Raw genomic sequence first — 11,908 nt, forward strand, 5'->3', positions numbered from 1 at the left:
CAGGGGCAGGCCCGGTACGGCGCGCGTCGATTCGACGGGGTGCGCCGTACCGGACCTCAAACCTCGATAGGGTCCACCCATGGCCGCACGTCCCTTGAACGAAGTCGTGGAAGCCGGGTGGGCCAAGGCCCTCGAACCCGTCTCCGAGAAGGTCGCCGAAATGGGCGAGTTCCTGCGGAGGGAGGTGGCCGAGGGCAGGCAGTACCTCCCCTCCGGGCCCAATGTGCTCCGCGCCTTCCAGCAGCCCTTCGACCAGGTGAAGGTCCTGATCGTGGGGCAGGACCCCTACCCCACCCCGGGTCACCCGATCGGCCTGAGCTTCTCCGTCGCGGCGGACGTGAAGCCCATCCCGGGCAGTCTGCGCAACATCTACAAGGAGCTCACCGAGGACCTCGGGCTCCCGATGCCGAGCAACGGCGACCTGACCCCCTGGACCGAGCAGGGCGTGCTCCTGCTGAACAGGGTGCTCACCGTCATGCCGGGCAAGCCCGCCTCGCACCGGGGCAAGGGCTGGGAGGAGATCACCGCGCGGGCCATCGAGGCCCTCGTCGCGCGCGGCACGCCCCTGGTGTCGATCCTGTGGGGCCGCGACGCCCGCACCCTGCGCCCGATGCTCGGCGACCTGCCCGCCGTCGAGTCGGCCCACCCGAGCCCCCTGTCCGCGCGCAGCGGTTTCTTCGGCTCCCGCCCGTTCAGCAGAACGAACGACCTTCTCCGGCAACAGGGCGCGACCCCCGTGGAGTGGAAGCTCCCCTAGGCGGGTCCGCCCCTCTCCAGGCACTAGGATTTCCACCATGAGTGATGAATCGGGCACCGAACGCTATCTGCGTCTTACCGTTGAGCTGACCGTGGAGGTGCAGGACATCGCCGCCCTGCAGGCCGCCGCGCTGAAAGAGGTCAACCACCCTGACGCCGATCTGGACGACGACGAGCGCAAGGAGCAGGCCGAGCTGGTCTCCTCCGACGAGACCGGCGCCACCGCGCTGCAGTGGCTGATCGAGCCGGACCACGTGCTGGGACTGATCGAGCATGTGGACCAGATCGAGCCCCGTGAGGCCGTGCTGGGTGTCGAGCCCTCGGACGGCCCCTCGGACGAGGACGATGACGAGGACGACCACCAGCACTGACGCCCCGCCCTCGCCGACCTTCCCCCCTGGCCGCCCTGCCGGTGGGTGGCCCTCCCCGCCGGCGCCCCGCGGGGAGGGCCGCTCGCCGGCAGGGCTTTTTCACGGGCCTTCCGCGCGGCCGGAGCCTCTCCCCGGGCCTTCCGGCCGGTCCGTCCTGGCGGGCCCTCCGGTCAGTCCATGGACACCAGCGGCGGCGGGTAGCCCGGCACCGGCGCCGGGAGCCGCCACGGCTCGTGGATCATCCGCTTCGGCACGGCGCGCAGCTCGGGGACGTACCGGCGGACGTACTCGCCGTCCGGGTCGTAGCGCCTGGCCTGGCGGATGTGGTTGACGGGCCGGTTGGGACGGGTGTCGTTGCCGGTCCCGGCGACCCACTGCCAGTTGCCGTAGTTGTTGGCCACGTCACCGTCGAGCAGGTGCTCGAAGAAGTGGTCGCCCCCGACGCGCCAGTCGACGCCGAGCCGCCTCACCAGGAACGAGCCCGTGATCAGCCGGGCCCGGTTGTGCATCCAGCCCTCGGTGAGCATCTGCCGCATGCCGGCGTCCACGATCGGGACGCCGGTCATGCCCTCCTTCCACGCCTGCGCCGCCTGCTCGTCACCGCGCCACTCGTTCCCGCGCGGGCGGTAGTCGTCCCGGTCCATGCGCGGGAAGGCCCGCGTCACCTGGTAGAAGAAGTCGCGCCAGCACAGCTGCCTGACGAAGGCCGCGACCTCGCCCGCGGCCCGGGCGTACGCGGCCTCCCGCGGGTCCCCGGCGTCCTCGGGACGCGCGTTCCCCGAGGGGTCGGCCTCCCCGGCGGGGTCGGCGTCTCCGGCGAGACCGACGATCCCGGCGGACCCGGCGGCCCACATGTTCCCGGCCTCCCGGGCCAGCGACTCCAGCTCCAGCGGTGAGATGCAGCCGAGGCGCAGATACGGGCTGAGCCTGGACGTGCGGTTGCCGGCCATGTCGTCGTGGCCGTCGGTGTACTCCCGCACGCAGTGCCTCAGCCACTGCTCCATCCTGCGGCGGCCGACCGTCTCGCCGCCGGTGAACAGCTCGTAGGTCCGGCACTCCGGCTCGGGCAGGGGGCCCGCGAACAGGCTCCGCGGAACGGGCACCGTCCCCGGGGCCTTGAGCACCTCCCGCCGCGGGCGCCCGCTCCAGGCCCTCCAGTAGGGCGTGAAGACCCGGTAGTGGTCCCCTCCGCCCGAGGGGCGCAGGGCGTCCGGTGGGACGACCGTCAGGCCCGGGAACAGCCGGTACTCCATCCGGGCGCGCTCGCACTCCTCGGCCAGCCTGCGCTGGCGCAGGCGCGCGAAGGTGCTGACGTCCAGGCTCGCGTAGACGGCGTCCGCCCCCAGCTCCCCGGCCAGGCGCATCGTCTCGGCGACCGTGTCGCCCCGGCGGACGGCCAGCTCGCCGCCGCGTTCACGAAGTGACTCCCGCAGGTCGGCCAGGCACTGTGACAGGAAGCCCCACCGGTTGCCCGACGGCACGGCGGGGTCGGCCACGAAGAGCGGTATGACATGACGTGCGCGCTCGCACGCCGCGGCGAGCGCCGGGTGGTCGTGCACCCGGAGGTCGCGGCTGAACAGAACGATCACCGTATCGGTCACGTTTTCCTTTCGGCCGGTCACGCTGGGTCGGTTGCATCCAGCAGAGCCCGCATCTCGAAGGAACGTTCAGGGAGCGACCGCTCCCGTCGCCTGTCACTCTTGGTATTGCGGTGACGGGCCGGAAATGAGATGAGATGGACGAGCAGCGTCAGGTGGAGATCGATGAGGAACCGGGCTATGGCATCGGAGCCGTCGCACGGCGCCTCGGCGTACCCGCCCCCACGCTGCGGACCTGGAACCTACGCTACGGCCTGGGTCCGAGCCGCCGGAGCCCGGGGGGGCACCGCCGCTACGACGCCCGTGACCTGTGGCGCCTGGAGGAGATGAACCGGCTCATCAAGAGCGGCGTCCCCGCGGCCGACGCGGCCCGCGAGGTGCTGAGGATCGAGATCGTCCCCGAGGCGCGGGCCGAGCCCGCCCCCGGCTCCGGGACCGCACCGGAGCCCGGTCCGAGGCGGCCGTCCCCGGAGCGCGTCCCCTCCCCCGCGGCCGGGCGGCAGGACGCCCCGGCGGTGCCGACCGTGGCGATGCTGGCGCGGGCGGCGGCGGCGCTGGACAGCCGGACGGTGCACGACTGGCTCGGCGCGGCGCTGGCCAGGCACGGCGTGCCGTGGACCTGGGAGCGGCTGGTGATCCCGGTCTTCGAGACGATCTGCAGGCTCCAGCAGGAGAGCTCCGCCGGGGTCGAGGTCGAGCACCTGTTCTCCGACCGGCTGCTGGCCTCCCTGATCGGGCTCACCGAGCGTCCGGCCCGGCCGGTCAACGTCCGTCCCGTCCTGCTCGCCTGCGCCCAGGACGACCAGCACAGCCTGCCGATCTACGCGCTGGCCGCGGCCCTGACCACCGAGCACCGGGTCGAGACGCGGGTGCTGGGCTCCCGCACCCCCTACCCCGCGCTGGCGGACGCGATGCGCCGCCTGGGGCCCTCGGTGGTCTTCGTCTGGTCCCAGCTCCCGGCCACCGGCGATCCCGCCCCGCTCGCGTCGCTGCCCGCGCTCCGCCCGCCGAGCCGGATCATCGCCGGGGGCGTCGGCTGGCAGGAGGGGCTGCCCGCGTCGATCCCGCACGTCACCTCGTTCGAGGACGCGATCACCCGCGTCCTGGCCGCCCTGGACTGACCCCGCCCTCCCGGGGCGTCCCGGGGACGTCACCCGTCCCGGGCCCGGCCTCCCGCGTCCCGGGACGCCCCCACCCCCTCCCACCGGTCCCGGACGGCCTCGGCGCCCGGTTCCCGGCGTGACACCGCCCTCTCCTCGGGCGTCCCGTCCACGCCCCCACCGGCCCTGGACGGCCTCCGCACCCGGTTTCCGGCATCTCGTCCCCGTCCTCACCCCGTGGGGTGAACGTCTCACGACCGGTCGTCCCCGCCGCTTGCGATCACGCCCACCGAGCGAGTATGAATAAGTTTTGAGTAGCTTATCTCGGTAAGGGAGTCATCATGACAGACACCTTGAACATTCGCTTCGCCGCCGGCGACGACATGGCGCTCGCCGAGTGCTTCCGTGTTCACGGCTCCCTGGTGCGCTCCTACCTGCGGCGCTTCGTACCGCCACAGGAGATCGACGATCTCCAGCAGATCGTGTTCGCCGAGGTCTGGCGCTCGCGGCATCGTTTCGACCCGTCACGCAGCCTGCCCGCCTGGATGCTCGGGATCGCCCACAAGCGCGCGGTCGACCACCTGCGGATGCGCACCCTGCGCACGGTGCCGCTGGACGTGCTGGCGGACCCGGCGGGCGACGACGGCCGGGTGGACGGGGACGGCATGGCCGAGCGCGACCAGGTGCAGCGGGCGCTGGCCGAGCTGCCCGCGCCCCAGCGCCAGGCCATCGAGCTGGCCTACTACGCGGACCTGACCCAGCGGGAGATCGCCGAGAGGCTGAGCGTCCCCCTCGGCACGGTCAAGGCCCGTACGGCCCGTGGCCTGCGCCGCCTGTCCGGCATACTCACCGCGGCCGCCGCATGAACGGCCGGTCCACCCCCGCGCGGACGCCCCAGGCCGGGACCACCGCGACCACCGGAGCCGAGGAAGCGGCCGTCAGGCCGAGGATCGCGGTCTCCAGCTGCCTCATGGGAGAGCCCGTCCGGTTCAACGGCGGCCACAGCCGCGACCGCTTCCTCGGCGACGAGCTCGACGCCCACGTGGACTGGGTGCACGTCTGCCCGGAGATGGAGATCGGCCTCGGCTCGCCGCGCGAGACCCTCCGCCTGGAGAACTCGCCGGACGGCCCGCGCCTGGTCACCCGCAAGACCCGGATCGACCTCACCGACCGGATGACCGCCCTGGCCGCCGAGCGGGCGCGCACCCTGGACGAGGTCGACGGCTACGTCCTCAAGTCCAAGAGCCCCAGCTGCGGTGTGCACGGCATCCCCCTGTACGCCCACGACCCGGAGGGCGTCACCTCGACCTGGGGTGACGGCAACGGGCGCAAGAGCGGCAACCGGAACCCGGTCGTGCACCGGCGGGGCCGGGGCGTGTTCGCGGCCGTCGTCCTGGAGACCCACCCGCTGCTGCCGGTGGAGGAGGAGGGACGGCTCAACGACGCCCTGCTCCGCGAGACCTTCGTGGAACGGATCTTCGCCCACGCCCGGCTCCGCGCCCTGCTGGCGAGCGACTGGCGGCCCCGGGACCTGGTGGCCTTCCACGCGCGGCACAAGATGCAGCTGCTCGCCCACCATCCCACGGCCTACCGGGAGGCCGGGCGGCTGGTCGCCCAGGCGGGCGTGCTTCCCCGCGAGAAGCTGGCCGGCGACTACGCGCGCTCCTTCACCACGGCGTTCACCGCCAAGGCCGGCATCGGCCGCAACGTCAACGTCCTGCAGCACTGCGTGGGCATGCTGAGCGAGGCGCTCGACCCGGCCCGCAGGGCCGACCTGGCCGAGGTCATCGCCGCCTACCGGGCCGGCCGGGTGTCGCTGAGCGTTCCCACCACCCTGATCCGCCACCACGCCCGGGGCGAGGCCTCCGAGTACGTGCGCGACCAGACCTACTTCGCCCCGTACCCGGAGGGGCTCCGGCTTCGCAACCACGTGCCCGCCTGAACTTCCGGCCATCGCGACGCCTGCCCACGAACCCGGGCGCGGGGGCCTTCGCGGCGGCCGGGAAGACCGCGACCACGGGAAGGCCGGGCTCCCGCGAGGGAGGGGCCACCGGTCCGCCTCACCGGGCACGAGGAGACGGACGGCGGAGGACTCCCGGCGTCCCGGGGAACGCGCGGCACACCGGGGTGCCGGTCGGGGCGCCCTAGGAGCGTGCTTCGCTCCGGGACGCGTCCCGGCGCACCATCTCGTCGATCCAGACGGGCGCGAACGGGGACGTGCAGCCCGGGGGGGTCGGGTAGTCCTTGAGCACCTCCAGGCGCTCACCGATGTCGATCGCGCGGGCGCGGTGTTCCGCGTGCTCAATCCCGATCTGAGCCAGGCAGTGGTTCATCGCCCACTGCAGGCGGTCCGGGGCGTCCTTCATCCGCGCCTCGACGACGTCCAGCAGTCCCGGCAGGTCGAGGCCCTCGGGCCGCTTCGCCACGCGCTCGACGGTCAGCGCCCATCCCGCGCTCGCGACGACCGGGTCCGGATCGGCCGACCAGGCCAGGCGCAGTTCCTCGGCGTGCGGGCCCTTCTTCACCACGTAGTTCACGAGCCAGTCGTGCACCTTGGGCGCGCGCGCCTCGCGCAACATGGCGTCCAGCTCGTCGCGCCCGAACGCCTTCGGGCGGCAGATCAGGATCGCCAGCAGCCTCGCCGCGGTGTCTCCCGTCTCCCAGAGTCGGCACGCGAGTTCCTGCTGGGTCTTCAGCCGCTTCGCGATCGCGCGCAGCTTGCCGAGGTTCACACCGTGATCGTCACCGTGTCTCTCGTTCACCTCGCGCATTCTCGGGTTCTCGAGCTCGGCCAGCTCGGCCATCACCTCGGCCACCGTCATCCCGGCCACCTCAGCCTTCCGTCCGTCACAGGTGGGATGCAGCCTACGGCGGAAGGCCGCCTCCCGTCGTACCCGCCGGTCCGGCGGCCATCGGCACGGGACGCCGCGTCCTCGCCCGTTCGAGCGGTTCGCGGCACCGCCGTCCTCGTACGGACGGGGTGAGGGCAGGATTCTCAGTTCGGCGGGGTCAGGTCGGTGAAGGCCTCGCAGTTCCGTGGCCAGGCCGGGTTCGACAGCGTTCCCGGGGTGGGCCGTACGAGGCAGGTCGTGTGGGAGACCATGCCGGTCGCGTTCAGCACCGTGACGTAGAGGTTGGTGGCGTCACTGTCCAGTGCCACCTGGGTCACGTCGCCGGGGTATCCCGGCACCGACATGACGCCGTGCCAGGGCGGGTTCGTGCGCGGGTCCCGGATCGACGTCGTCCCGTTGCCCAGGACGAGCGCGGTGAACCGGGCCACGTCGTTGAGGGAGGTGGCGACGCTCCCGCCCGACCGCACGTTCAGGACGGCGGCACCCGCGGGTCCCGGCGGACCTGCGGGTCCCACCGGGCCCACGGGACCCGCAGGCCCGGCCGGGCCGGCCGGGCCCGCAGGACCGGTCGGACCCGCGGGCCCGGCCGGACCCGTGGGACCCGCCGGGCCCGTCTGCCCGGTCTGGCCGGGCTGGCCGGCAGGACCCGGTTGACCGGGCTGCCCCACGGGACCCGCGGGCCCCTGCTGCCCTGCCGGCCCCTGCTGCCCGATCGGGCCGGTGGGGCCCGTCTGCCCTGTCTGGCCGGGCTGCCCCGCCGGACCGGGCTGGCCGGGCTGTCCCGGCTGACCGGCCGGACCCTGCTGTCCCGCGGGCCCCTGCTGCCCGGTCGGACCGGCGGGACCGGTCTGCCCGGTCTGTCCTGTCTGGCCGGGCTGACCGGCGGGGCCCTGCTGGCCGGGCTGCCCCGGCTGGCCCGCCGGACCTTGCTGACCGGTCGCGCCGGTGGGACCGGTCTGTCCTGTCTGACCGGGTTGACCGGGCTGTCCCGCGGGGCCCTGCTGGCCGGCCGGACCGATCAGGCCCCGGGGCCCGGTGAGACCTCTCTGGCCCGTCGCACCCGTCGCCCCTCTCTGCCCCGTCGCACCCGTCTGTCCTCTCGGCCCCGTCGCCCCCACGGGACCGGCCGGGCCCGCCGGACCGGTCTGGCCCGTGGCTCCGGTCAGTCCCCGCGCCCCTCTCAGCCCCCGAAAGCCCCTCGGTCCCCGGAAACCTCTCGGCCCCCTCGGCCCCGTGGCACCCGTAGCACCCGTAGCACCCGTAGCACCCGCGGGACCGGCCTCGCCCGTGGCACCGGTCGCACCCGTGGCACCGGCGGGTCCACGCCGTCCCTGCACGCCTCTGGGCCCCGTCGCGCCCACGGGACCGGCCGGGCCGGTCGGGCCCCTGGCACCCGCGGGTCCGGCCGCACCGGCCGGGCCGCGTGCACCGGTCGCACCGGTCGCACCGGTGTCACCGGCGGGTCCCCTCACACCGCGCGGGCCCCTCGGCCCCGTCAGGCCCGTCGGTCCTGCCGGTCCTGCCGGTCCTGTCGCGCCCGGTGCGCCCGGTGCGCCGTCCGTACCGTCCGCCCCCGCGGGGCCGGCCGGACCTGCGGGACCGACCGGCCCCGCGGGCCCCGGAGGACCTGGGGGCCCCGGAGGGCCTGTGTCAGCGGGAAACACGCCGGGAGGCCCCTGCGGGCCCACGGGACCCGGGGGGCCCGCCGGTCCCGGCAGGCTCGGACCCGGCCGGCCCTCCTCACCCTCGGCCCCCTTCTCACCCCTGGGGCCCGCGGGACCGCGTGGTCCGCGCCTGCACTCGCGGTGGCAGACCGTGATCCCGCAGCCGCAGCGCCTGCATCGCCCGTCCCGGCACCCGGCCCCGGGACGGGTGCGGTGCTTCGCGAGGGGATCGGTGAGGTAGGCGTCCGCGGCCGTACCGGCGAGCACGAAGGACGAGCCGTACCGGCCCTCCCTCTCCCCGGCGTCGGCACCCGCGAGCGTCCGGCACGACGCCGCCAGGTAGGCCCCGGCGATCGTCGCCGTGACGATCAGGGTGTAGGCACACCCGTCGAAGCCCACCCACGAAATGCGCCTATTACCCCTATAGGTCATTTTTCCCATTCAAGGTCTGTCATGAGGAATCCGGGCAGCAGCCCCGATCGGCGACCAGCATTACATTCCCGATCCGGGAAACATCGGCACATCGAACACGCCAACAGTCATTAAATTACGAGCGTAGTAACGAAATCCCCACAACAGTGAATTTTCTACCAGAAACTAATGATGAACCACTCCGGCGCCGGGTCGACGAGGTGCCGGCCGCCGTACGACCGCGCGACCGGATCGGCTCCCCGGGGCGCTACAGCCCGGTCGCGCTACCGTACGGGGCCCTGACCTGCCGCCGGGGCGACCGGCCCGCGACGGGTCAGGGCCATTCCTCGCCGTTCCGGGAATGGAGTGGGCATTTCCATTCGGTGTCCGCCGTTTCGGGCCACGTCCCGTTCTCGTACCGGGCCGGGCCCCGTCCGGTGACCTGATCGGCGCAGGCGCTTTCTGAGCCGGCCCTCAGCTCCTCTCAGCGTGATCACAGCGGCCCGCGCACATGATGAGGGCCGTTCACCGGGGGCGCGGAAAGGCGCCTCGACACCAGGGAGAAGCGCATGAGAAGAGCGACCGGCGGCATGGCACTGATCTCGGTCGTCGCCCTCACCGTTCCGTCGACGAGCGCGACGACGGCGAACGCGACGACAGCGAACGGGACGACGACGAGCACGACGACGGCGAGCGCGACGACGGCGAGCGCGACGACGGCCGACGCCGCGACCGGACGCCCCGCGGCGGAGAGGCCGGTCATCGGGGTCGTCAAGGGCTCGGGCCGGATCGCCTATCCCGATCCGGACGACGACGTGCGGTTCACCGTGGACGCCACCGTCACCTACCGGCCCGGGGAGCTCGACCCCTTCGCCGGTGAGGCACGAGGCACCGCGCGGGTCCGCCACCACTTCGCGAACGCCCCCACGCCGACCACCGTATGGGCGGACGTCTCCGTGGACTGCGTCCTCACCGGTGGGCGGAGTGCCACCGTCACCGGGTTCGTCACCGCCGCCTCGGCGAACAACGCGGACTGGGTCGGCCAGCGGGTCGGGTTCAGCGTCACCGACAACGGCGCCGGCCGTTTCGACAGGATCGGATGGTCGGGCCCACGCCTGGCCGGTGACCCCGAACTGCGCCGGTGCGCGGCACCCGCGCCGTTCTTCAGGGTCAAGGCGGGCGGGTACACGGTCAAGGACGTCTCGCCGTTCCCCGGCTGACCCCCGCGCGTGCCCCGCGAGGTTCCGGGATCACCGGAGACCCTCCGCGGGACTCCGTGCCGGGGGACCGGAGACCCTCCGCGGGACTCCGTGCCGGGGGACGGTGCGCGGAGGCGGGCCGCCGTACCCCGTTGACGCCCCGCGACCACGACCGGGGCCCCGTGGCACCGTCCCGCCGGCGACGGGAGGGTGCCACGGGGACAGAGGTCAGACCGGCGGGTCCAGCCGGACGACCGCGAGCGAGCGGGGCGGCAGGGACAGCTCCTCCCCCTGCACGGTCACCGACGCCTCCGAGGCGAGCAGGACGTGTCCCGGCGCGGACCGGCCCGTGCCGAGCCTGACCGTGAGCGGGACCGGCCCGAGGTTGGCCGCCACCCTGAGCCCTCCCCGGTGCACGACCAGCCAGGACTCGCCGTGGTCGACCTTGACCCGGTCCAGCCGGGGGTCGGTCAGCTCGGGGTGGGCGCGGCGCAGCGCGATCAGGGCCCGGTACCAGTCCAGGTGGGCCCGGTGGGCGTCCTTGTCCAGCTCGCTCCAGTCGAGCTTGGAGCGCAGGAACGTGGTCTCCTCGCCGGGGTCGGGCGCCTTCTCGGCCCAGTCGTCGTAGCCGAAGCCCACGAACTCCCGGCGCCGCCGGTCACCCTCGCCCTCGCGCAGCTGCGGCTCCACGTGGTCGGTGAAGAACAGGAACGGCGAGCGCGTCCCCCACTCCTCCCCCATGAACAGCATGGGCGTGAACGGCGAGGTCAGCAGGAGCCCGGCGGCGAGCCGGAGCGCCTCGGGGTCCAGCCGGTCGCCCTCGGCCCGGTTGCCGATCTGGTCGTGGTTCTGCGCGCAGCAGACGAAGCGGTACCCGGGAACGTGGGACGCCGGGCGGCCGTGGGAGCGTCCCCGGAAGGCGGAGAAGGTCCCGTCGTGGTAGTAGCCGTGGCTGAGCACCTTGGGCAGGGCACCGTGGAAGTCGTCGTAGTAGCCGTGCCGCTCACCGCTCACCGCGACGTGCAGGGCGTGGTGGACGTCGTCGTTCCAGGCCCCCGTCAGGCCGTACCCACCGGCCTCGCGGGGCGTCATCAGCCGGGGGTCGTTGAGGTCGGACTCGGCGATGAGCGTCAGCGGCCTGCCCACCGCCGCCGAGAGCGCCTCGGTCTCGACGGCCAGCTCCTCCAGCAGGTGCACGGCCCGGCTGTCGTGCAGCGCGTGCACGGCGTCCAGCCGCAGGCCGTCGACGTGGTAGTCGCGCAGCCACTGCATCGCGTTGCCGACGAAGTAGGCGCGCACCTCGTCGGACCCGGGACCGTCCAGGTTGACCGCCTGCCCCCAGAAGGAGGAGGCGCTGGAGTGGAAGTACGGGCCGAAGGGGGCCAGGAAGTTCCCCGAGGGACCCAGGTGGTTGTAGACGACGTCGAGGATCACGCCCAGCCCGCGTCGGTGGCAGGCGTCCACGAAGCGCTTGAAGGCGTCCGGGCCGCCGTAGTTCTCGGTGACCGCCCACAGGTCCACGCCGTCGTAGCCCCAGTTGCGGCCGCCCGGCACCGGCGGCACCGGCATGACCTCGACGAAGTCGATGCCCAGGTCGACCAGGTGCTCCAGCTTGCCGATCGCCGCGTCGAAGGTGCCCTCGGGGGTGAAGGTGCCGATGTGCAGCTCGTAGATGACCGCGCCCGGCAGGTCACGGCCCCGCCACAGCTCGTCGCCCCACTCGAAGCGGTCGTGGTCGTACAGGCGGCTCGGGCCGAAGATGCCCTCCGGCTGCCAGCGGCTCCGGGGATCGGGCATCGGGTCGCCGCCGTCCAGCCGGAACCGGTAGTCGGTGCCGTGGCCGGCGCCGGGGACCTCCGCGGTCCACCAGCCGCCGCCCGACGCCGACATGGGGTAGCGGACCTCGCCGATCTCCACGTCCACCGACGTCGCCTGTGGCGCCCATACTTCGAACACG

11 protein-coding genes are annotated in these 11,908 nt (G+C 73.4%); 6 read left to right on the top strand and 5 right to left on the bottom strand.

Annotated features, from left to right (window positions below):
- The first annotated feature begins 79 nt into the window (after positions 1–79).
- Both ACIBCT_RS12020 and ACIBCT_RS12025 read left to right on the top strand, forming a co-directional pair.
- Positions 80–757 carry a uracil-DNA glycosylase gene (locus ACIBCT_RS12020; RefSeq protein WP_399187554.1) on the top strand — a complete coding sequence of 226 codons (678 nt, stop codon included), beginning with the start codon at positions 80–82 and terminating at the stop codon, positions 755–757.
- Between the two features lie 37 nt (positions 758–794).
- A complete protein-coding gene (locus tag ACIBCT_RS12025) occupies positions 795–1,127 on the top strand; it encodes a hypothetical protein (protein WP_344888737.1) in 333 nt (110 codons plus the stop codon).
- A 170-nt stretch (positions 1,128–1,297) separates the two neighbouring features.
- Here the strand turns inward: ACIBCT_RS12025 and ACIBCT_RS12030 are convergent, their stop codons facing one another.
- Positions 1,298–2,728: a cryptochrome/photolyase family protein gene (locus ACIBCT_RS12030; RefSeq protein WP_399187557.1), complete on the bottom strand. Its 1,431-nt coding sequence runs from the start codon at positions 2,726–2,728 to the stop codon at positions 1,298–1,300.
- Between the two features lie 134 nt (positions 2,729–2,862).
- On the opposite strand from ACIBCT_RS12030, the gene ACIBCT_RS12035 reads away from it, so the two are divergent.
- Together ACIBCT_RS12035 and ACIBCT_RS12040 are read left to right on the top strand one after the other, a co-directional pair.
- On the top strand, positions 2,863–3,846 hold the full coding sequence (locus ACIBCT_RS12035; protein ID WP_399187559.1) for a MerR family transcriptional regulator: 984 nt from the start codon (positions 2,863–2,865) through the stop codon (positions 3,844–3,846).
- 320 nt (positions 3,847–4,166) lie between these two features.
- Positions 4,167–4,691, top strand: a complete 525-nt coding sequence (locus tag ACIBCT_RS12040) for an RNA polymerase sigma factor (RefSeq protein WP_399187561.1) — start codon at positions 4,167–4,169, stop codon at positions 4,689–4,691.
- Here ACIBCT_RS12040 and ACIBCT_RS12045 read toward each other — a convergent pair.
- On the bottom strand, positions 4,672–4,797 hold the full coding sequence (locus tag ACIBCT_RS12045) for a hypothetical protein (RefSeq protein ID WP_399187563.1): 126 nt from the start codon (positions 4,795–4,797) through the stop codon (positions 4,672–4,674). The two genes, ACIBCT_RS12040 and ACIBCT_RS12045, sit on opposite strands and share 20 nt — an antisense overlap.
- On the opposite strand from ACIBCT_RS12045, the gene ACIBCT_RS12050 reads away from it, so the two are divergent.
- Positions 4,796–5,767, top strand: a complete 972-nt coding sequence (locus ACIBCT_RS12050) for a YbgA family protein (protein ID WP_399187565.1) — start codon at positions 4,796–4,798, stop codon at positions 5,765–5,767. The genes ACIBCT_RS12045 and ACIBCT_RS12050 overlap by 2 nt on opposite strands.
- A 202-nt stretch (positions 5,768–5,969) precedes the next feature.
- Here ACIBCT_RS12050 and ACIBCT_RS12055 read toward each other — a convergent pair whose 3' ends face one another.
- Complete coding sequence (locus ACIBCT_RS12055; RefSeq protein WP_399187567.1) at positions 5,970–6,647, bottom strand: DNA alkylation repair protein; 678 nt, start codon at positions 6,645–6,647, stop codon at positions 5,970–5,972.
- 173 nt (positions 6,648–6,820) lie between these two features.
- Positions 6,821–7,192, bottom strand: a complete 372-nt coding sequence (locus tag ACIBCT_RS12060) for a hypothetical protein (RefSeq protein WP_399187569.1) — start codon at positions 7,190–7,192, stop codon at positions 6,821–6,823.
- Positions 7,193–9,321: 2,129 nt separating this feature from the next.
- Between ACIBCT_RS12060 and ACIBCT_RS12065 the strand changes: the two genes are divergently transcribed.
- Positions 9,322–9,972, top strand: coding sequence for a hypothetical protein (locus tag ACIBCT_RS12065; protein ID WP_399187571.1), 651 nt, complete (start codon positions 9,322–9,324; stop codon positions 9,970–9,972).
- Between the two features lie 207 nt (positions 9,973–10,179).
- Here the strand turns inward: ACIBCT_RS12065 and treZ are convergent, their stop codons facing one another.
- Positions 10,180–11,907 carry a malto-oligosyltrehalose trehalohydrolase gene (treZ, locus tag ACIBCT_RS12070; RefSeq protein ID WP_399187573.1) on the bottom strand — a complete coding sequence of 576 codons (1,728 nt, stop codon included), beginning with the start codon at positions 11,905–11,907 and terminating at the stop codon, positions 10,180–10,182.
- Position 11,908: the final 1 nt, after the last annotated feature.

Origin of the sequence: Streptosporangium sp. NPDC050855 (assembly GCF_044456585.1) — a bacterium.
Taxonomy (GTDB): Bacteria; Actinomycetota; Actinomycetes; order Streptosporangiales; family Streptosporangiaceae; genus Streptosporangium; species Streptosporangium longisporum.

Coding starts and splice junctions, on each gene's coding strand:
- ACIBCT_RS12020 (WP_399187554.1), top strand. CDS start 80: ATGGCCGCACGTCCCTTGAACGAAGTCGTGGAAGCCGGGTGGGCCAAG.
- ACIBCT_RS12025 (WP_344888737.1), top strand. CDS start 795: ATGAGTGATGAATCGGGCACCGAACGCTATCTGCGTCTTACCGTTGAG.
- ACIBCT_RS12035 (WP_399187559.1), top strand. CDS start 2,863: ATGGACGAGCAGCGTCAGGTGGAGATCGATGAGGAACCGGGCTATGGC.
- ACIBCT_RS12040 (WP_399187561.1), top strand. CDS start 4,167: ATGACAGACACCTTGAACATTCGCTTCGCCGCCGGCGACGACATGGCG.
- ACIBCT_RS12050 (WP_399187565.1), top strand. CDS start 4,796: ATGGGAGAGCCCGTCCGGTTCAACGGCGGCCACAGCCGCGACCGCTTC.
- ACIBCT_RS12045 (WP_399187563.1), bottom strand. CDS start 4,797: ATGAGGCAGCTGGAGACCGCGATCCTCGGCCTGACGGCCGCTTCCTCG.
- ACIBCT_RS12055 (WP_399187567.1), bottom strand. CDS start 6,647: ATGACGGTGGCCGAGGTGATGGCCGAGCTGGCCGAGCTCGAGAACCCG.
- ACIBCT_RS12065 (WP_399187571.1), top strand. CDS start 9,322: ATGAGAAGAGCGACCGGCGGCATGGCACTGATCTCGGTCGTCGCCCTC.